This window comes from Catellatospora vulcania (assembly GCF_009720385.1).
Lineage (GTDB): Bacteria > Actinomycetota > Actinomycetes > Mycobacteriales > Micromonosporaceae > Catellatospora > Catellatospora vulcania.
The window spans coordinates 80,341-99,154 of the sequence record NZ_WARX01000007.1; the positions used below are offsets into that span (position 1 = coordinate 80,341).

The window sequence follows — 18,814 nt, forward strand, 5'->3', positions numbered from 1 at the left end:
CGTTAAGAAGGGCACCTTCTGCTACACATAGCGTTGTGCAGGTGCCCTTCCTTCGTTCAGGCGGAGCTGGCGGACGGGGCGCAGGGCGAGCAGGGCGGCGCAGCCGAGGACGCCGATGAGGGCGGAGGCGCCGAGGACCTGGTCGGCGCCGATGAGGGCGGCGGCGGGGCCGGCGAGGACCTGGCCGATGGGGATGCCGGCGACGGAGCCGGCGACCTCGTAGGCCGAGACGCGGTTGAGGACGTCGCCGGGGACCTGGGTCTGCACGCTGGTGGCCCACATGACCGACCAGAACGCCCAGGCCGCGCCGCCGACCGCGTGGGCCGCGAGCAGCAGCGCGAACGGCGCGTGCAAGGCGACCGACAGCGGGATCAGGGTGAAGCCGAACATGGCCAGGCCGCCGGCGGCCAGTGGCCGGGCGGGACGGACCCGCATGGCGACCAGGCCGCCGAGCACGGTGCCGGCGCCCATCGCCGACATGGCCCAGCCGTACGCGCTCTCGCCCAGGTAGCCGGTGATGACGCCGGAGCTGAGCGGGATGTACGGCCCGAACAGGGTCACGCCGAACACCACCCAGATGCCGATCACGCTCCACATCCAGCTGCGCGCGCGGAACTCCTGCCAGCCTTCGCGCAGGTCGCGGCGGATCGTGACGTCGGGGCGGGGGGCGCGTACGACGGCCGGCAGGCGCAGGGCCAGCAGGCACAGCGCGCTGACGGCGAAGGTGGCGGCGTTGATGGCGTACACGGTGCCCGGCCCGGTGAGCACGACCAGCGTCGCCGACAGTGCGGGGCCGAGCATCTGCGCCCCCGCGTCGGCGACCCGCAGGATCCCGTTGGCGCGCTGCACGTCGACGGCGACGCGCGGCACCATGCTGGCGACGCCGGGCTGGAACATGGCGGCGGCAGCCCCGGCCAGCGCCGACATCGTCACCAGCAGCCACAGCGGCGAGTTCCCGGTGATCAGGGCGATCGCGACGACGGACTGGGTGAGCACGCGCGCCGCGTCCGCGCCGATCATCAGGCGGCGGGCGCCGAAGCGGTCGGCGAACACGCCGCCGAACAGGATGAGGGCGACCAGCGGCGTCATCCACGAGGCGAGCACCAGCCCGACGCCGGAGTCGCCGTGCCCGGCCGAGCGCACCGCGAGCGCCACGGCGACGGGCAGCATGCCGTCGCCGAGCAGGGCGACGGCGCGGGCGACGAAGTACAGGCTGAAATCACGGGTCCACATACGACCGCTACCGGGGGGCACGACTGTCATGCTGATCATGAACCCAAAACTGTTAAGACTCCTTCCCGATTTCCCGAAAAACTTGTGTACAACTTGACAGGCATATAACCGGTAGGGCATGTTCAGAGCGTGGCGGTGGTGGGCGCGTTCGCGGTGCTGGGTGAGGCGAGCCGACTGCGCATCCTTGAGCACCTGCGCGGCGCCGAGTGCAGCGTCGGCGAACTCGTCGACCGGCTCGGCATGAGCCAGCCCGCCGTTTCCAAGCACCTGCGGGTGCTGCGCGAGGCGGGCTTCGTGAGCAGCCGCATCGCCGCCCAGCAGCGGATCTACCGCATCGAACCGGAGCCGTTCGCCGAGCTGGAGCACTGGCTGGCGCAGTACCGCCGGCTGTGGGACCGCCACCTCGACGCGCTGGAACGGCATCTCGACAACCAGGAGTGACGAACCATGAACGCCATCGACCCCGGCCCGATCTGGCCGGTCGAGTGCCACGCCTCCGGCGGGCGCTGGACCCTGGTGCTGCACCGCGACCTGGCGCACCCGCCCGCGAAGGTGTGGGCCGCACTCACCGAACCCGGGCAGCTCGCCCGGTGGGCGCCCTACCTGGCCGACCGTGACCTGGGCAGCACCGGCGCGGCGACGCTCACGATGATCGACGGTGAGCACACCGAGGACCTGTCCGCGACCGTGCAGCGCGCCGAGCCGCCGCACCTGCTGGTCCACACCTGGGGCGAGGACCTGCTGCGCTGGGAGCTGGCGCCCACCGCCGGCGGCACCCGGCTGACCCTGCGGCACACCATGGCCGACCGCGACTGGGTGCCCAAGGTGGCCGCGGGCTGGCACCTGTGCCTGGTGGTCGCCGGGCATCTGCTCGACGGCGACCCGGTGCCGCCGATCCGCGGCCACGAGGCCAAGAACCACGGCTGGGTCGAACTCGACGAGGCGTACAGCCGCGAACTGGGCATCGCCACCGACGAGGCGCCGTGACGCCTGCGGTGTTCCCGCCGGGCCTGGAAACGTATACGCTGCTGCGCTGCGAGGCCGGTCGACAACGACCACCATGTCGTATGCGAGCAGGAGTGTTTGAGCGGCGATGAACGTAGACAACGGTTACCTGAAGGTCATGTCGTGGAACCTCTGGCTGGCCGGCCGGTTCATCGACGACGCCCGGCCCAAGCAGCTCGCGTTCCTGCGCGAGCAGGCGCCCGACGTGGTCGGCCTGCAGGAGACGATGGGCGAGGCGGCCCGTGAGCTGGCCGAGGACCTCGGCTGGCACCACCACCAGGGCGGCAGCTGCGGCATCATCTCGCCCCACCCGATCACCGCGCGGTACGGCGACGAGTCCCTGCGCGGCGTCGGCGCGCGTGTCCGGCTGCCCACCGGCCGTGAGCTGGTCGCGTGGAGCGCGCACCTGAACTACGAGCCGTACGGGCCCTACGACTTCCACCTGTCCGGGATGACCGTCCCGCAGGTGCTGGCGCGGGAGGAGGAGGCGGGCCGCCCGCGGCAGATCGCCGACATCATCGACGCGATGCGCCCGGCGCTGGCCGAGCGCGATCTGCCGGTGCTGCTCACCGGCGACTTCAACGTGCCCTCGCACCTGGACTGGCCGAACCTGCCGTGGCAGGTCAGCGTCGCCGTGGAGCGGGCCGGGCTGCGTGACTCCTACCGGGTGGTGCACCCCGACGCCGCGGCCAAGCCCGGCCACACCTGGTCGCCGCTCAACCACTGGCACGAGCAGCGCGAAGGCGTGCTCGAACCGCAGGACCGCATCGACTTCGTGCACTACGCGGGGCCCCTGCGGCCGGTGGCGTCCGACACCGTCGGCGTGGGCGAGCCTCGGGCGATGCCGCACCATGCCGACAATGAGTGGACCTCGGACCACTGGGCGGTGCTGAGCACGTTCGTTTTGGAGGCCTGATGCGGTTCGACCTCGGCTCGTTCGACGCCGTCCTGCTCGACATGGACGGCACCCTGGTCGACACCGAGTCGCTGTGGATCGAGGCGGTGCTCGGCGTCGCCGCCGAGCTGGGCGCGGACCCGCTGGACCAGGCCCGGCTCATCGGCGGCACGGTGGCCTCGATCGTGGCGGTGGTCGGCGCGGCCACCGGCGGGCGGCACGCGGCCGCCGACCTGGACCTGTGGATCGACCAGGCGGTCAAGCAGAAGGTGGCCGAGGTCGGCGTGCGGCTGCGCCCCGGCGCGCGGCGGCTGCTCGACGACCTGACCGCGACCGGTATGCCGTGCGCGCTGGTCACCTCGTCGGGCCGGGCCGACACTGAGATCATCCTCGACGTGCTCGGCCGGGCGGCGTTCGCGTACACCGTCACCGCCGATGACGTGCCGCGGCACAAGCCCGACCCGCTGCCGTACGCGACTGCGGCGGCACTGCTCGGCGTGGACCCGTCACGTTGCGTGGCCATCGAGGACAGCCTGGCCGGGCTGGCTTCCGCCGAGGGCGCGGGCTGCACCACGGTCGCCGTTCCCCACCTTCAGAACATTCCGGACGCTCCGCGCCGCAACGTATTGACCAGCCTCGAAATGGTCACCGTAACGCCGGTTAAGGTAACTCGATGATTCTCACCGTCACGCCCAACGCCGCGCTTGACGTCACGTACCAAGTCGACGCGCTCACCCCGTACGCGACGCACCGGGTCGCGGCGGTCGCCGAGCGCGCCGGCGGCAAGGGCGTCAACGTGGCCCGGGTGCTGCACGGTCTCGGCACCCCGGTGCTGGCCACCGGCCTGGCCGGGGGACCCACCGGGCAGCGGCTGCGCGAGCTGCTCGTCGCCGACGACGTCGCCGAGGCATTCCTGCCGGTGACCGGCGACGCCCGGCGCACCGTCGTCGTCGCCGACCGGGCCGACGCCACCGGCTTCTGGGAACCCGGCCCGAACGTGTCCGGTGCGGAATGGTCGGCGTTCACCGCGCACTTCGCCGCCCTGCTCGGCGGGGTGAAGGTCGTCGTGCTGTCCGGCTCGCTGCCACCCGGCGTGCCCGCTACGGCGTACGCGGAACTGCTGGCCCTGGCCCACGCCGCCGGCGCCGCCACGATCCTCGACGCCGACGGCGACCCGCTGCGGCAGGGGCTGCGCGTGCAGCCCGACCTGGTCAAACCCAACGCAGCCGAGCTGCACGCGCTCACCGGCATCCGCGTCGACGGCCCCGACGCGGCCCGCGCCGCCGTCGCCGCGCTGCGCGAGCTGGGTGCGGGAGACGTGGTCGCCTCGCTCGGCGGCGGCGGCCTGGTCGCGGTCAGCGCCGAAGGCGTATGGCGTGCCCGGCTGCCCGCACCGCTCACCGGCAACCCGACCGGGGCCGGCGACGCCTGCGTGGCCGCCCTGGCCCGCGGCCTGCTCGCCGGCCAGCCCTGGCCGGAGCGCCTGCGCGACGCCGTGGCCCTGTCCGCGGCAGCGGTGCTGTCGCCGGTCGCCGGCGCCGTCGACCCCGACGTCTATGAGCGCCTGCGCGCCGAGGTCATCGTCGACGCCTGCTGACGTACGCCGCCGGGCAGACGGACCGGAATCCGCATTAAACCGGATGTCTGCTGACCATTCTTGACAAGATGGTTGAGCAGGCTGCCACCCATGCCGACGGGTCATCACGGGGGCGCGGGATGGTGCACAGGAGCCGGATGTCGCTGAGAAGCGATCGGGTTCTGGTCGTCTTCGCACTCGGCTGCCTCGGGTGGCTGGCGCTGTACGCCGCACTGACCTACCTGGGCCAGGACAGACCCGGCCTGGCCCGGTTCACCGGCGAGGTGCTGTACCTGGTGCCGGTGGCCACCCTGCTCGGATTGAGCATCTACGCCGCCCGGCGCACCACGGGCCGGACCAGGACCGCGTGGCGGCTGCTGGTCGCCTCCAACGTGGCCTGGGTGTGCGGGGACACGGTCTGGGCGTACTACGTGTACAACACCCCCGGCGGCGACCCTCCGGTGCCGACGCTGGCCGATGCCTTCTACCTGCTGCGCTTCCTGCTGACCATGCCCGCCATCATGATCGCGCTGGGGTTGAAGCTGCGCGGGCTGCTCGACGCGCTGCTGGTGGCCGCGGCCGGGGCGGCGATCGGCTGGCAGCTGGTCATCAGCCCGTTGGTGCCGGCCAGCTGGGACCCCGACGCGTTCGTCACGTTCCTGTACCCGGTCTTCTCGGTCGTCATCTTCAGCGTGCTGGTCGCGCTGATGCTGACCGGCGCGCGGCGGGTGCCCGCCGCGATGGTCCTGTTCACCGTGGCGTTCGGGTTCGCCGTGGTGATGGACGGGGTGTACGCCTACGTCAGCGTGCTGCACCAGTACACCAGCTCCACCTGGCTGAACGTGGGCTGGCAGGCCGAAATCCTGCTGCTGTGCCTGGCGGCGCTGGTCGCGGCGCGGCACTCCCGCGACGAAGAGGACCAGCCGACCCACGAGGTGACCTTCCTGCCCGCCCTGGTCGCCGTGCTCGTCGTCGGCGGCCTCGCCGCAGCCGACCTGATCCTGTCCGGGCACCTCAGCCGGGTGACCCTGTCGGTGGCCATGCTGCTGCTGATCGGCCTGCTGGTACGCCAGATCGTCGCCTCCCGCGACCGGACGCGGCTCACCGAGCAACTGCGTAGCGCCGCCATCACCGACGCGCTGACCGGTGTCTACAACCGCCGCTTCTTCGAAGAGATGCTCGCCGCAGACACGGACGGGCACGGCGCCCCGCGGAGCGTCGTGCTGGTGGACCTCGACCACTTCAAGGCCATCAACGACACCCACGGCCATATGGTGGGCGACGCGGTGCTGGCCGAGGTCGCCGAAAGGCTGCGGCGCTCTCTGCGGGCCGGCGACCTGCTGTGCCGTTACGGCGGGGAGGAGTTCGTCTGCCTGCTGCCGCGCACCGACGCGACGGCGGCCCGGGAGCTGGCCGAGCGGCTCCGGGTCGACCTTCGCTCCACCCCCGTGACCGTGCCCGGCGTCGCCGAGCCGCTGGCGCTGACGGCGTCGTTCGGCGTCGCCTGCGCCGGCCCCGCCGACTCCGGGCAGCTCCGCGTCGACCAGCTCGTCGACGACGCGGACCGGGCGCTGTACCGGGCCAAGGCGCAGGGCCGCGACCGCGTGCTCGGCTGCGGCCCGCGCGAGCAGGCCGAGGCCGTGCCCCTGCTCGATCTGCCACCGGAGCTGGTCTGGTTCGCCGACGAACTCGACCGGATCCGCGGGGACGGCGCGCGCAGCGCGGCGGTCGGCGACTGGGCCTGGCGGACGGCCGCCGCGCTCGGCCTGGACGAGGCGACCCGGTTGCACATCGCCGCCGCGGCCCGCCTGCACGGCATCGGCTGTCTCAGCGTCGGCTGCCCGCCACCGGCTCCCGGCGGCGCGGACGCGGACCGCGACAACGCGGCCCGCGCCGGGCCGGAGCAGGCCGCCCGCCTGCTCGCCGACCTGGCGCACCGGCCGGAACTGGAACCGCTGCTCGCCGCCGCGCACGAGCGCCACGACGGCTCCGGCTACCCGCGCGGGCTCGCCGGGTCCGGCATCCCCATCGGGGCGCGGATCATCGCGGTGTGCGACGGCTGGGCCGACGCCTGTCGCGGCGCGACGCCCGCGTCCGGGGCGGGCCAGGCTCGACGGGTGCTGCGCGAGGAGCGGGGCACCCGGTACGACCCCGCGGTCGTGGACGTCCTCCTCGCCCTGGCCGCCGAGGGCGCGCTCACCGAACCAGTGCCGGCGCGTCCAGGCGGGCCGGCTGCCGCGGCCGGATGAGGCGCGCTACCGGCCCGCGGCTCTGCGCCGCCGCAGCCCCGCTGCCGCGAGTCCGGCAACGATGATCACGAGCAGCGCACCGGCCACGAACAACCAGGGACTCGATGTCCGGGCAGGGCCCGGCTCGGCCACGGCAGGCGTCGGGTCCGTCGTGAGTGTGGACACCGGGGAAGCTGACGGCGGCGCCGGAGCCGGGACGACGCCGTTGCACAGCCCGGTGACGCCGTTGCTGGTGTTCACGCGGTACCGGATGCCGACGCGGAACTCGTAGCCGCAGCTGGCCTCGCTGCGGCCGACGCGCAGCGCGACCGTCTCGCCGATCGCGGCGTCGCCCTTCTCGACAGAGTCGACCACGAGCCGGATCGCCTGGTCCGTCACCTGCTCGACGGTGCCGACGACAATGCGCTGGGCGTGGCTGTCCTGCTCCGGCCCGGCGGCCCAGGCGCAGGAGCAGGCCCAGGCCGGCTCCGCGGGTGCGATCACTGTGACGAGGCTGAGACCGATGGCGGCCAGGGCGAGAAAGATGGCGGCACGCAGCTTCATGGCCGTTCCGACGGGGCCGCCCCGCCGGAGGTTCCGTAGGACAATGCCCGTACCGCACAGTGGACGGCGAGAATGGAATCCGCGCCGTCGGCGGTGTCACGGGGGGACCTCATGATCGTAATCGCGCATGTCAGCGACACCCATTTCGACGGCGGGCCGCGCAACGCCGAACGGGCCGGGCGGGTGCTGGCCTACCTGGCCGCGCTGCCGCACCCGGTCGACGCCGTGCTGGTCACCGGCGACATCACCGACAACGGCCTGCCGCACGAGTACGAGCAGGCCGGCAAGGTCCTGGCAGCAGTGCCCGGGGCGCTGACCCTGCCCGGCAACCACGACGTGCGCGCGGCCTACCGGGCGGGACTGCTCGGCGAGCCCGCCGCCGACGGTCCGGTCAACCGTGCGGTCGTCGTCGGCGGGGTGACCCTGGCGCTGTGCGACTCCAGCATCCCGGGCCGCGACGACGGCCGCCTCGACGACGAGACGCTCGACTGGCTGCGCGGCGTCCTCGCCGGAACCGACGGCCCGGCGCTGGTCTGCCTGCACCACCCGCCGGTGGAGCTGCGCTCCCCGTTCATCGACTCGCTGCGGCTGCACGAGGCGCAGCCGCTGGCCGACCTCGTCGCCGCCCACCCGAACGTGGTGGCCGTGCTCTGCGGGCACGCGCACACCCCGGCCGCGACGACCTTCGCGGGCAGGCCGCTGCTGGTCGCACCCGGGGTCGCCTCGCGGCTGCGACTGCCCTGGGAGGGCGAGGATCCGCCGCTGGACTACGAAGCCGCACCGGGCCTGGCCTTTCACGTGCTCGACGACGACCTGCGGCTGACCACGCACTACCGGTTCCTGGCCTGACCGGTGACCACTACGCTGTCGCGATGGCCGTCGCACACCTCGCCCACTCCTGGCGCGTCGACTCCCCGCCGGAGACCGTTTTCGCGCACCTGACCGAGCCGCAGCACTACATCGGGCTGTCGCCGCTGCTCGTCGAGGTGCGCGACGTCCGTCACGGCACCGACGAGCAGGGCGGGCCGGTCACCGACTATGTCGCCGTCGAGCGGTTCCGGTTCCTGAAGGTGCTGCGCTGGGACAACCTGATCCGGGTACGCATGCGCGTGGTCGAACCCGGCACGGCGCTCCGCCAGAGTGTGGTCAGCCCGGGTGGGGTGCGTCTGGACTGGACCGTGCGGCTCGCCCCCGACGGCGCGGGCACGACGGTGGACGACCAGATGGAGATCCACATGGCCGCGCCGATGCGCGGTTTCGTCACCGGCCAGGCCCGCGGCGTCCAACTCCACCGCGCCGCCGAGCTGACCCGCCGCATGGCCCGCCCCGTCTGACGGCGGCCCGTCCGCCCGCCCGCCTCGATCGTCGGACCTGCCGGGCATACGTGCGAAAGCGGGTTCAAGATACGCCCAGATGCCGGGCAAGCCGGACGATCTCAGGTAGGGCGTGCGGGTCAGCGGGGGACCGCGGCCTGTTCGAGCAGCGCGGTGACGTGGGGGTCCGCGGACGGCGTGGACAGGTCGCCGGCGAACGCCGCCAGCGCGTGCTCACCGAGGCTGAGCTGAAGGCGCAGCCCGCGCCAGGCGTGCAGGTTGGGGTGCGGCAGGTCGGTGCAGGCCACGGCCGGGGTCAGCAGCGCGATGACGCGGTCGAGGTCGGCCGGGGTGAGCGAGTAGGACGCCGAGCCGCCGGTATGCCCGCACACGCTGGCGAGCACGACCGCGGGCAGGAAGCCGTCGCCGACCGCGACCCGCGCGAACACGGGCCGTCCGGCCACGAGGCGGGCCACGCCGAACGCGGCCGGCGGCTGCCAGCCGGGGATCGCCGCCTCGAAGCGTTGCCGTGCCGCGTCCAGGTCCGCGATGGTGCGCCACTGCTCGAGCATGTGGCGATGATGGCACGTGCCCCTGCCCGCTGTCGCGGCTGATCCCACCTCAGTGGCGGCGACACGGCACGTGAGGTGCGTACATCATGTTCCGGAAGGCGGCGTGGCGGCGAGCGGGATGCGGGCCACCGGCGTCCACCGGTATCCGGCCGCCCGGGTGTCCTGCGCGACGTCGAGCAGGTGCACCTCGCGTACCGTCAGCGTGGCGTGGCCGGGGCGCACCTGCCGCAGCGCGGACTGCACCCGGCCGGAGTCGCCCGATCCGGTGGCGTACGCGAGCGTGAGATGGCCCGGCATGGCCTGGTACGCCACGGCTTCGCTGCCCAGCACGTCGGAGATCGCGGTACGGCAACGCGCGTGCACGGTGTGCAGCGGCTCGCCGGGCAGGTCGCCGTCCAGGTCGGCGAGCACGACGGTGACGCTGGCCAGCGCGGACCCTGCGGTCAGCGTGAACGCGGGCACATCGGACAGCGCCTCGGTGAGCCGGGCGGTGAGCTTGTCGCGCTCGCCGGGGCCGATCTCGGCGGCGGGGATGCCCATCACCGGCTGGACGGTGACGTGCAGCCACGGGTCGGGCACCGGGGTGAGGAAGCCGAACGGGGCCATGGCCGCCCGGCAGCCGCGCACGAGCCGGTGCAGACCCTGGTCTTGATCCAGGTCGGGGAGCAGGTACACGTGCAGCCGGGTCCAGCCCGCGGGCCAGACCCGGTCGCCGGTGAGGAACGGCTTCACCGGCCGCGCGGCGGCTGCCACAGCTCGAAGCGGTTGTCCTCGGCGTCGTACGCCCAGCCGAACCGCCCGAACTCCCCGTCCTCGACCTCCTCGGCGACCCTGACCCCGGCGGCCCGCAGCTGGGCGAGCATGGCGTCCAGATCGTCCACCCGGAAGTTCATCATGTACGGCTGGTCGGGGCTGTCGAGGTAGTCGGTGTCCTTCTCCAGGACCGTCCACGTCGTCGTGCCGCCCGCGTGCCAGCGGAAAGTGTGGCCGCCCCACTCGCTCACATCGATGCCGAGATGGGTAACGTACCAGGCCCGCAGGGCTTCGGCATCGCGGGCGCGGAGGAAGACGCCGCCGATACCTGTTACTCGCTGCATTCGGGAATTCTGACACGAAATTCGCCAACCGGGCCGGACCTTGGCGGACCCCGCCCGCGGGGGCCATGATGCTGGCATGCTTCGTTCGATGATCGACGGCGCACCGGTCACCGCCGGCGCCCGGATCCAGGACAGCCGCAACCCCGCCGACCTGGACGACGTCGTCGCGCAGGTCGTGCTCGCCGACCCGGCCGTGGTCACCGCGGCGGCCCGGTCGGCGCGCGCCTCGCAGCAATCCTGGGCCGACGTGCCCGCGCCGGTCCGCGGCCAGGTGGTGGCGAACATCGGCGCGCTGGTCGAGGCCAACGCCGAGGCGCTGGCGCGGCTGGTCACCCGCGAGATCGGCAAGCCGCTGGCCGAGGCACGCGGCGAGGTCCAGGAGATCGTCGACACCTGCCGCTTCTTCCTCGGCGAGGGCCGCCGCCTCTACGGCCAGACCGTGCCCTCGGAGATGCCGGACAAGCAGCTGTTCACCTTCCGCGAGCCGGTCGGCACCGCAATGATCATCACGGCGGGCAACTTCCCGGTCGCCGTGCCGTCCTGGTACCTGGTGCCCGCGCTGCTGTGCGGCAACACCGTCGTGTGGAAGCCCGCGCTGTACGCCGCAGCCGCCGCCGACGCCCTCTACCAGCTGTTCGTGCGGGCCGGGCTGCCCGCCGGGGTGCTGAACATCGTGCACGCCGACGGCGCGGAGACCTTCGCCGGTCTGTCCCAGGCCCTGGACGAGGGCCTGGTGCAGAAGGTCGGCTTCACCGGCTCGACCGAGGTCGGCCGCGCCATCGGCGAACTGTGCGGCCGCCACCTGCAGAGCCCCTGCCTGGAGCTGGGCGGCAAGAACCCGATGGTGGTCACCGAGGACGCCGACCTGGACCTGGCGGTCGAGGGCGCGCTGTTCGCCGGGTTCGGCACCGCGGGCCAGCGCTGCACGTCACTTGGCACCGCCATCGTGCACGAGACGGTGCACGACGAGTTCCTGCGCCGGTTCACCGCGGCGACGGCCGCCGCCGCGATCGGCGACCCGACCCGCGACGTCCTGTACGGGCCGATGCTCGACGAGCGCTTCGCCGCCTCGTACGAGAAATGCCTGGGCTGGATCTCCGGTGAGCACCGGGTGCACGGCGCGACCGGCCGGATCACCGCGGACAACCCGCGCACCGGCTTCGTCGGCGACCCGGCAAGCGGCCTGTACTACCACCCGGTGATCGTCGACGCGGTCCGCCCCGGCGACGACATCTTCGACCACGAGACGTTCGGCCCGCTCGTCGGCGTGACCACCTACGGCTCCCTCGACGAGGCGATCGAGCTCGCCAACGCCCCCGGGTACGGGCTGTCCAGCGCCATCTACACCACGGACCCGAAGAAGGCGTTCACGTTCCGCCGCGGCATCGGCGCGGGCATGGTCAGCGTCAACAACTCGACCTCCGGCGCGGAGGCACACCTGCCCTTCGGCGGCAACGGCCGCTCCGGCAACGGCAGCCGCCAGTCCGGCATGTGGGTGCTCGACCAGTTCACCCGCTGGCAGGCCCTGAACTGGGACTACTCCGGCCGGTTGCAGAAGGCGCAGATGGAGGTCGCAGTCGTGCCCGCCGACCTGGACTACCGGATCTAGCTCACCCGAGCGGCGTGGGCCCGGTGGCGACCACCGGCGTGCTGCTAACCGCGCTTGCGCGCGGCGAGTCCGCCGACGATCGCGAGAGTGGCGCCGGCGAGGATGAGTGCGTAGCACAGGAGCTGCAGGATTCCGCCGCCGATGTTGGGGCCGCCCCAGGTCGAGGGGAATTCACGGCTCGCCCAGAAATTGACGAGCGCGCCGACCACGCCGACAACCGCTGCGATCGCGCCGAGCCACATGAGCCGCATCGTGGGTTTCCTTCCAGGCGATCCAGGCCGGACCGCCGCATGGACGACAGGCTATCGCGCGGACGCTAGTGACAGGGGCTGCGGCGGGATGCCGGCTGCTCACCCGACCGGCGCGGGCCCGGTGACGACCACCTTGCCGTCCGCGCCGGTCGCGGTCACCGTCGCGCCCTCGACGATCGCGCCCGGCGACCAGATGGCGAAGTAGACGCCATCGTGCGTGCCGCGCAGCACCTCGCCGGAGACCAGCCGCGCCTCGATCGCCGTCGCGCCGGCGGGCAGCGCGCCCATCAGCACCTTCGGCTTGGCGACGGCGTCCCAGCCGCCGAAGAAGTGCAGCCCCTGCGCGGGCGGCTCCTCGATGATCGACCCGAAGCCCTGATAGTGGCCGTACTGGTTGCCTTCGCAAACGTAGACCCAGCGCGGGGCGTCCGACACGGACATGCGCAGCCAGTCGTCGCCGCTCTGCATCGCGAGGCGTTCGGTCAACGTGCCGCGCGGCTCCGGGCCCTCCCCGGTGGCGAGGCAGTCGGCAGCGGCCTGTGCCTGCGGGACCGGCTGCTCCTGAGCGTCCCTCCCGGGCATCTTCACCAGCCACACCGCCCCGGCGAGCATGAGCCCGCACAAGACCAGCAGGAACCGGGCGGGCAGGGACGTGCCCGTGGCACTGTCGAGACTGCGGACGGTCACGGGCGCTCCCTGCGGTGGACGGACGACCCACGGTAGGCGACCAGCGCACCCTGCGCTGACCCACGAGCGGGCAAGCCGTCAGGCGAGCTGTCTACTCACGTCTTCGGCGCACCAGAGCGAGGATGTCGAAGGGCCGCACGCCGAGGCGGTCGCCGGAGCGTTTCCCGGAGGTAACCTCGACGATCGGGAAGCCGGTCACAGTCACTGCGATGATGGGACCCTCGCCGTCCTCCGTGGCGACAACATCACCCAGCCGTACGCCGGTGCCGTCGGCGATCACCCAGAACGACGGCGCGCTCATGACATGTCGTCGAGGTCAGCGCGCAGGCGCGTGAGCACTTCGAGTAAGACGCTTGTTGAAGTGTTCCAAGCGATCAGGTTTGGAAAGTCGCGGGCGACCCGATCAACGGGGGTCAGCTCACGCGCTTGTTCGTCGGCCCACGCGGGCCGTGAGGTCGTGGGTGTGTGCACGGGTGCCTCCGTCCGTCCAGAACGCACCCGCCGCACCGTCAAACTGCTGATACGGCGAGGGCCTTGAAGGCGGGTGGCCAAACGCAGGGCGCGGCCACCCGTTGAGCCGACCAACGGCAGCAGGAAGGCTCGTGCTGCCTGGCGAGTTTGCCGACCTGCCCGACAGCGACAACAGTCTCTGCTAACTCTGCTAGCAGTGTCAACTGGAAGGCTGTGATCAGTGCTGGCAGTGCTAGACGGTTAGCCGCTGTCGGTGCTTTGATGGCGGGGCCGACCTGCCAGGAGTACAGCCATGCCCATCAGCCCGCCGTACGCCGCGAACATCGTCGCGGACATCCGACGCCAGATCTCGGCCGGAGAACTCAAATCCGGCGATCAGCTGCCCAGCCTGCCCGCGCTCAGGGACCACTACGGTTGCAGCCTGGGGAGCGTGCGCAACGCGTTGGACCGGCTCAAGGCCAGCAGCGAACTGATCTCGCACCAGGGCATCGGTTATTTCGTGCCGTAGCTGGTGTGTGGGGCTGTCACACGGCGGGCCCGAGGCGGGATGTGGTGATGGCCGCCGGGCTGCGATGGTGGGAGTGTGAACGCCTATCCGCCGCCGACGCCCGAGACCCTCGACTGGCTGCACCGCACTCTCGGAACTCCGATCAATTCGGTGACCCCGCTGGTCGGCGGCATCGCGCACGCCGTCAGCGCCGTCGACACCGCCGACGGGCGGCGGTACGCGCTGCGCCGCTGGTGCCGGCCCGGCTGGCAGGTCGAGGACCCGTGGTTCACCCCGGCGAACGAGGTCGCCGCGCTGACTGCCCTGTCCGGCACCGGCCTGCCCGTGCCCGAGGTCGTCGCAGTGGACCCGACGGGCGCGTACACCGACTTCCCGGCCCTGCTGATGACCTGGCTGCCGGGCACGATGCTGCCCAGCGCCACGCACCGCGCAGCCGCCGAACCGCCGCCGTCGACGGACATGCTGCGCCAGCTCGTCACCGCCGCACGCACCGTGCACGCCGCCGACGGCACGGGCGTCGCCCCGTGGGAGCCGTACGTCGTGCTCGCCGAAGCGCGGCCGCCGCAGGCCAGCACCAGGCCCGAGCTGTGGGAGCGGGCGATCGCGGCGGGCGCAGCCATCGGGCCGCCCGCCCGGTCCACTCTGATCCACCGCGACTACCACCCGGGTAACACGCTCTGGCACGACGGCCGCCTCACCGGCATCGTCGACTGGACCAACGCGTCCCGCGGCAGGCCCGGCTACGACTTCGGCTACCTGCGCGTCAACCTGCTCATCACCCACGGCCAGGACACCGCCGACGCCCTGCTTCCGCTGCTCGACGACCACGACCCGGCCGCCGACCTGCTCGCGTTCCTCGACATGGAGTGGGAAGGCCCGCACGCCGCCCCGCTGCCCGTCATGGAGTCCTACCTGGCACGCCTGTTGTGATGGGAAGGGCACCTTCTACAACACATAGCGATGTGAAGGTGCCCTTCCTTCGCCGTAGGGGTTAGAGCGGAGCGCCTGCGTCGAGTGCGGCGCGGGCCTCGGCGGAGGACGGTCCGTCCTGGTCACGGACCTGTTCCAGCGCGGCCCGGTACGCCGTGGACAGCGCATCGGTGGCGGGGACAGGCACGGCGGGGGTGACGCCGACGCTCTCCCAGTTCGTGCCGGAGACCGGGTTGACGGCGCGGGCTACCGAGATCGTCGCCTCCAGGTGCGGGTGCAGGCGGAAGCCCTCGCGCGGGTGTGCGCCGCCGCGGGTCTGCTCGCCGACGACGGTGCCGCGGCCGGTCTGCTGCACGTCGTACGCGAGCGCCTCGCCGCCGGAGAAGGTGGCCCCGCTGGTCAGCACGTACAGCGGCCGGTCGCGACCGAACCGGCGGCCGGGCACGTGCGCGTGGGTCCACGACTGTCGGACCTGGCCGGTGGCGCGTTCGAACATCCCGGTCAGCTGCACCGGCTCGTGGTCCCACAGGTAGCTCATGAACAGGCCCACGGCGGACGGCTCGCCGCCCAGGCAGCCGCGCAGGTCCACGATCAGCGCCTGCACGGGCGCGAGCAGGGTGAACGCGGCCGCGTAGACGTCGCCGACGAGGACCGCCGGGAACAGCACCGGCGTGATCTCCAGCAGGCCGACGTCGCCCGGCAGGCGGCGCGCTCCGGCGATCCCGCCGCAGGTGCGCTCGGCCCACTGCGCCATCGCCGCGTACTCGGCCGCGTCGTCGCCCGGGGCCTGCTCCGGCTGGGGCTCGGCGTGGTGGAGCAGCCGTAGGTGCTTGTCGCCGTTGACGGCCTGGAGGTCGGCGGTGACCGCGGCGGCGAGTGCGGCGGGGTCGGTGGGGTAGCCGTCGCGGCGGGCCGCGAGCCGCGCGGAGATCTCCGCGGCCGCGTCGGGGAACACGTAGCGGTCCTCGATCAGGGTCCGCAGCCGGTCGACGAGTCCGGTCATCTCAGGGTTCTGCATGGCGTCCAGGTAAGCACGCCGCTTGACAAAGCGTCAAGAGTTCTTGACGCTTGAGTCATGACAGCACGCGACAACGACTCCGAGGACCCACCGGCGGCAGAGCGGGACGCGCCGGTCATGCAGGTGACCTCGCCGGAGCACTACAGGGCGCTGGCCCACCCGATGCGCCACCGGCTGCTGTTCGCCCTGGAGCGGCCCGCCACGGTCAGCCGGCTCGCGGCGGCGCTGCGTACCAACAAGGGCAATGTGGCCCACCACCTGAAGGTGCTGGTGGACGCCGGGTTGGTGCGGCCCGCGGGCACCCGGACCGTGCGCGGCGGCACCGAGCAGTACTACGCCCGCCCGGCCCGCGCGCTGCACTACACCGGCCCGGCAGCCGCGGAGAACACGGCGGTCGCGTTCCAGGCGCTCGGGGCGGAGATCGCCGCCGCCGCGCCCGACCCGCTGCTGGTGCTGCGCCACGTGCGGCTCACCGCCGAGCAGGTGCGTGAACTCACCGCGACGCTGACCGCGCTGGCCGAGGACACTCCTGACGCCGGAGACGACGGCATGCGGTACGGCCTGCTGCTCGGTCTCTACCGGCCGCACGATCCGGACAGTCCGCTGGATTGATCGACGATCTCTTCATCAGCGTTTTCTCAGCTTGGCGCAGTTGAGGTGGGCAGAACGCGTAAGGAGAGGTGGTCGTCTACATGAGCGCACAATGGCGTGAGCGGTTGCGGACGGACGTGCCCGCGTCCCTGGTGGTGGTGCTGGTGGCGCTGCCGCTGTCGCTGGGCATCGCGGTGGCGTCCGGCGCCCCGGTGATGGCGGGTTTGATCAGCGCGGTGATCGGCGGGATCGTCGCCGGGGCGCTCGGCGGGTCCGTGGTGCAGGTGAGCGGCCCGGCGGCCGGGCTGACACTGATCGTGGCGCAGACCGTGGCGACCTTCGGCTGGCGTGGGGCCTGCGCGGTCACCGTCGCGGCGGGCGTGCTGCAGCTGCTGCTCGGCGCGTCCCGGGTGGCGCGGGCGGCACTGGCCGTCTCACCGGCCATCGTGCACGGCATGCTCGCCGGGGTCGGCGTCGTGATCGTCCTGTCGCAGGTGCACGTGCTGCTCGGCGACGCCCCGCAGGCGTCGGCGCTGGCCAACCTGCGCGCCCTGCCGTCGGAGCTGCTGCACAACCACACCCCGGCGGTGTTCGTCGGCGTGCTCACCCTCGCCGTGCTGTGGGGCTGGCGGGCGGTGCCGACCCTGGCCGGGCTCGTGCCCGCGCCGCTCGCGGCGATCGTCGTCGGCACCGCCGTCGCCGCGGCGACCGGGTGGGACCTGCAGCGGGTGGACATCCCCGACGACCTGCTCGCCTTCGACGCCGGCCCGATCTGGCCCGACGCGTCCCCGTCGACGTTCCTGGCCGCGGTCGGCGCGGTGGCGCTCGTCGCCGGCGTCGAGTCGCTGCTGTGCGCGGTCGCGGTGGACCGGATGCACGACGGCCCCCGGGTCAACCTGGACCGGGAGCTGGCCGGGCAGGGCGCGGCCAACATCGTCGCCGGGGCGCTCGGCGGCCTGCCGGTCGCCGGGGTGATCGTGCGGTCGACCACCAACGTCAAGGCCGGCGGCCGGTCGCGGCTGTCCACGGTGCTGCACGGCGTGTGGATCCTGGTGCTGGTGCTCGCCGCCGCGCCGGTCATCGAGCTGATCCCGCTGCCCGCGCTGGCCGCGCTGCTGGTCTACACCGGGGTGCAGATGGTCAACCTGACCCACGCCCAGTCGGTGCACCAGCACCGGGAGATTCCGGTCTACCTGCTCACCATGCTGGCCGTGGTGGTGCTGGGCCTGTTCGAGGGCGTCCTGGTCGGCATGGCGTGCGCGCTGCTGCTGTCGATCTGGCGGCTCACCCACGCCACGGTGCGGGCCTACCAGGACGAGCACGGCTGGCACGTCGCCATCGAGGGCTCGCTGACCTTCCTCGCGGTGCCGCAGCTGGCCCGTGCCCTGGCCCAGGTGCCCGCCGGGGCCGCGGTCGGCGTCGAGCTCAACGCCGACTTCATGGACCACGCCGCGGTGACCGCGCTGCACGACTGGCGCACCGGCCACGAGCGCGGCGGCGGCAACGTCGAGGTGCACGAACTGCACCATCACTGGTACGCCGACGCGATCACCGGCCAGCGCTCCCCGGCCCGCAAGATGCACCCCACGGCCTGGCTGCTGCCCCGGGTGCACCGCGCGGTGCCGCACGGGGCCCGTGAGCGCCTGGCCCGCGGCGCGCGGCTGTTCCACCGCCACGGGGCCCGCCGGGTCGGACCGCTGCTGGCCGAGCTGGCCCGCACCGGCCAGCAGCCCACCCAGCTGTTCATCACCTGCGCCGACTCGCGCATCGTGCCCAGCATGATCACGTCGACCGGCCCGGGGGACCTGTTCACCGTGCGCAACGTCGGCAATCTGGTGCCTCGGCACGGGGTCGACGACCACGACGGCAGCGTGCCCGCCGCGATGGACTTCGCGCTGCACGTGCTGCAGGTGCGCACCATCACGGTGTGCGGGCATTCCGGCTGCGGGGCGCTGGCCGCGCTGCTACGCCCGGCCACCCACTCGACGCCGATGCCGGACCTGCTCCGCTGGCTGCGCCACGCCCAGCCCAGCCTGCACCGGGTGCGGCCGGGGACCGGCGGCGAGGGCGACCACCTGACCCGGCTCTGCCAGCAGAACGTGGTCCAGCAGCTGGAGAACCTGATGACGTACCCGGCGGTGGCCGAACGGGTCCGCGACGGACACCTGGAACTGGTCGGCATGTACTTCGACATCGCCACCAGCCGGATCCACCTGCTCGACCCGACCCACACCCGGTTCACGGCCGTGTCCAGCCACTGACCGAT

At 72.7% G+C, this 18,814-nt stretch carries 22 protein-coding genes; 13 read left to right on the top strand and 9 right to left on the bottom strand.

Annotation, left to right across the window (positions count from 1 at the left end; genetic code table 11):
- Window positions 1-21 precede the first annotated feature (21 nt).
- Window positions 22-1,263 carry an MFS transporter gene (locus tag F6W97_RS28375; RefSeq protein ID WP_407924618.1) on the bottom strand — a complete coding sequence of 414 codons (1,242 nt, stop codon included), beginning with the start codon at window positions 1,261-1,263 and terminating at the stop codon, window positions 22-24.
- A 99-nt stretch (window positions 1,264-1,362) separates the two neighbouring features.
- Between F6W97_RS28375 and F6W97_RS28380 the strand changes: the two genes are divergently transcribed.
- The 6 genes from F6W97_RS28380 (at window position 1,363) to F6W97_RS28405 (ending at window position 6,958) form a co-directional block, all read left to right on the top strand.
- A complete protein-coding gene (locus F6W97_RS28380) occupies window positions 1,363-1,674 on the top strand; it encodes an ArsR/SmtB family transcription factor (RefSeq protein ID WP_230687053.1) in 312 nt (103 codons plus the stop codon).
- Window positions 1,675-1,680: 6 nt separating this feature from the next.
- Window positions 1,681-2,220, top strand: coding sequence for an SRPBCC family protein (locus tag F6W97_RS28385; protein ID WP_155373615.1), 540 nt, complete (start codon window positions 1,681-1,683; stop codon window positions 2,218-2,220).
- 106 nt (window positions 2,221-2,326) lie between these two features.
- Complete coding sequence (locus tag F6W97_RS28390) at window positions 2,327-3,154, top strand: endonuclease/exonuclease/phosphatase family protein (RefSeq protein WP_155373616.1); 828 nt, start codon at window positions 2,327-2,329, stop codon at window positions 3,152-3,154.
- Complete coding sequence (locus F6W97_RS28395) at window positions 3,154-3,810, top strand: HAD family hydrolase (protein ID WP_155373617.1); 657 nt, start codon at window positions 3,154-3,156, stop codon at window positions 3,808-3,810. Before F6W97_RS28390 ends, F6W97_RS28395 begins: the two co-directional genes overlap by 1 nt.
- A complete protein-coding gene (locus tag F6W97_RS28400; protein ID WP_155373618.1) occupies window positions 3,807-4,730 on the top strand; it encodes a 1-phosphofructokinase family hexose kinase in 924 nt (307 codons plus the stop codon). Before F6W97_RS28395 ends, F6W97_RS28400 begins: the two co-directional genes overlap by 4 nt.
- 137 nt (window positions 4,731-4,867) lie before the next feature.
- Window positions 4,868-6,958 carry a bifunctional diguanylate cyclase/phosphohydrolase gene (locus tag F6W97_RS28405; protein WP_155373619.1) on the top strand — a complete coding sequence of 697 codons (2,091 nt, stop codon included), beginning with the start codon at window positions 4,868-4,870 and terminating at the stop codon, window positions 6,956-6,958.
- A gap of 6 nt (window positions 6,959-6,964) precedes the next feature.
- Here F6W97_RS28405 and F6W97_RS28410 read toward each other — a convergent pair whose 3' ends face one another.
- On the bottom strand, window positions 6,965-7,501 hold the full coding sequence (locus F6W97_RS28410) for a hypothetical protein (protein ID WP_155373620.1): 537 nt from the start codon (window positions 7,499-7,501) through the stop codon (window positions 6,965-6,967).
- 111 nt (window positions 7,502-7,612) lie between these two features.
- Here F6W97_RS28410 and F6W97_RS28415 point away from each other — a divergent pair, with 111 nt between their 5' ends.
- Window positions 7,613-8,350: a metallophosphoesterase gene (locus tag F6W97_RS28415; RefSeq protein ID WP_155373621.1), complete on the top strand. Its 738-nt coding sequence runs from the start codon at window positions 7,613-7,615 to the stop codon at window positions 8,348-8,350.
- 23 nt (window positions 8,351-8,373) lie between these two features.
- Complete coding sequence (locus tag F6W97_RS28420; RefSeq protein ID WP_155373622.1) at window positions 8,374-8,835, top strand: SRPBCC family protein; 462 nt, start codon at window positions 8,374-8,376, stop codon at window positions 8,833-8,835.
- A gap of 119 nt (window positions 8,836-8,954) precedes the next feature.
- Here F6W97_RS28420 and F6W97_RS28425 read toward each other — a convergent pair whose 3' ends face one another.
- The 3 genes from F6W97_RS28425 to F6W97_RS28435 all read right to left on the bottom strand — a co-directional run bounded on the left by F6W97_RS28425 (window position 8,955) and on the right by F6W97_RS28435 (window position 10,483).
- Entirely contained in the window at window positions 8,955-9,386 is a 432-nt protein-coding gene (locus tag F6W97_RS28425; protein WP_155373623.1) for a hypothetical protein, read from the bottom strand.
- A gap of 84 nt (window positions 9,387-9,470) precedes the next feature.
- Window positions 9,471-10,139 (bottom strand): 2'-5' RNA ligase family protein, encoded by a 669-nt coding sequence (locus tag F6W97_RS28430; RefSeq protein ID WP_155373624.1) that lies wholly within the window; start codon window positions 10,137-10,139, stop codon window positions 9,471-9,473.
- Entirely contained in the window at window positions 10,115-10,483 is a 369-nt protein-coding gene (locus F6W97_RS28435; RefSeq protein ID WP_155373625.1) for a VOC family protein, read from the bottom strand. Before F6W97_RS28435 ends, F6W97_RS28430 begins: the two co-directional genes overlap by 25 nt.
- A 76-nt stretch (window positions 10,484-10,559) precedes the next feature.
- Here F6W97_RS28435 and F6W97_RS28440 point away from each other — a divergent pair, with 76 nt between their 5' ends.
- A complete protein-coding gene (locus tag F6W97_RS28440) occupies window positions 10,560-12,092 on the top strand; it encodes an aldehyde dehydrogenase family protein (protein WP_155373626.1) in 1,533 nt (510 codons plus the stop codon).
- A gap of 44 nt (window positions 12,093-12,136) precedes the next feature.
- Here F6W97_RS28440 and F6W97_RS28445 read toward each other — a convergent pair whose 3' ends face one another.
- The 3 genes from F6W97_RS28445 to F6W97_RS28455 all read right to left on the bottom strand — a co-directional run bounded on the left by F6W97_RS28445 (window position 12,137) and on the right by F6W97_RS28455 (window position 13,331).
- A complete protein-coding gene (locus F6W97_RS28445) occupies window positions 12,137-12,343 on the bottom strand; it encodes a hypothetical protein (protein WP_155373627.1) in 207 nt (68 codons plus the stop codon).
- A 99-nt stretch (window positions 12,344-12,442) separates the two neighbouring features.
- The gene (locus tag F6W97_RS28450; RefSeq protein WP_155373628.1) at window positions 12,443-13,030 is read right to left on the bottom strand and encodes a hypothetical protein; all 588 of its coding nucleotides are present in this window, start codon (window positions 13,028-13,030) and stop codon (window positions 12,443-12,445) included.
- A gap of 91 nt (window positions 13,031-13,121) precedes the next feature.
- Window positions 13,122-13,331: a hypothetical protein gene (locus F6W97_RS28455; RefSeq protein ID WP_155373629.1), complete on the bottom strand. Its 210-nt coding sequence runs from the start codon at window positions 13,329-13,331 to the stop codon at window positions 13,122-13,124.
- Between the two features lie 462 nt (window positions 13,332-13,793).
- Here F6W97_RS28455 and F6W97_RS28460 point away from each other — a divergent pair, with 462 nt between their 5' ends.
- Both F6W97_RS28460 and F6W97_RS28465 read left to right on the top strand, forming a co-directional pair.
- Window positions 13,794-14,009, top strand: a complete 216-nt coding sequence (locus F6W97_RS28460) for a winged helix-turn-helix domain-containing protein (RefSeq protein WP_155373630.1) — start codon at window positions 13,794-13,796, stop codon at window positions 14,007-14,009.
- Between the two features lie 75 nt (window positions 14,010-14,084).
- Window positions 14,085-14,939 carry a phosphotransferase family protein gene (locus F6W97_RS28465; RefSeq protein WP_155373631.1) on the top strand — a complete coding sequence of 285 codons (855 nt, stop codon included), beginning with the start codon at window positions 14,085-14,087 and terminating at the stop codon, window positions 14,937-14,939.
- Window positions 14,940-15,000: 61 nt separating this feature from the next.
- Here F6W97_RS28465 and F6W97_RS28470 read toward each other — a convergent pair whose 3' ends face one another.
- The gene (locus tag F6W97_RS28470; RefSeq protein WP_155373632.1) at window positions 15,001-15,957 is read right to left on the bottom strand and encodes a S41 family peptidase; all 957 of its coding nucleotides are present in this window, start codon (window positions 15,955-15,957) and stop codon (window positions 15,001-15,003) included.
- Between the two features lie 57 nt (window positions 15,958-16,014).
- On the opposite strand from F6W97_RS28470, the gene F6W97_RS28475 reads away from it, so the two are divergent.
- Together F6W97_RS28475 and F6W97_RS28480 are read left to right on the top strand one after the other, a co-directional pair.
- Window positions 16,015-16,569 carry an ArsR/SmtB family transcription factor gene (locus tag F6W97_RS28475; RefSeq protein WP_230687054.1) on the top strand — a complete coding sequence of 185 codons (555 nt, stop codon included), beginning with the start codon at window positions 16,015-16,017 and terminating at the stop codon, window positions 16,567-16,569.
- Between the two features lie 80 nt (window positions 16,570-16,649).
- A complete protein-coding gene (locus F6W97_RS28480) occupies window positions 16,650-18,809 on the top strand; it encodes a SulP family inorganic anion transporter (protein WP_155373633.1) in 2,160 nt (719 codons plus the stop codon).
- Window positions 18,810-18,814 lie beyond the last annotated feature (5 nt).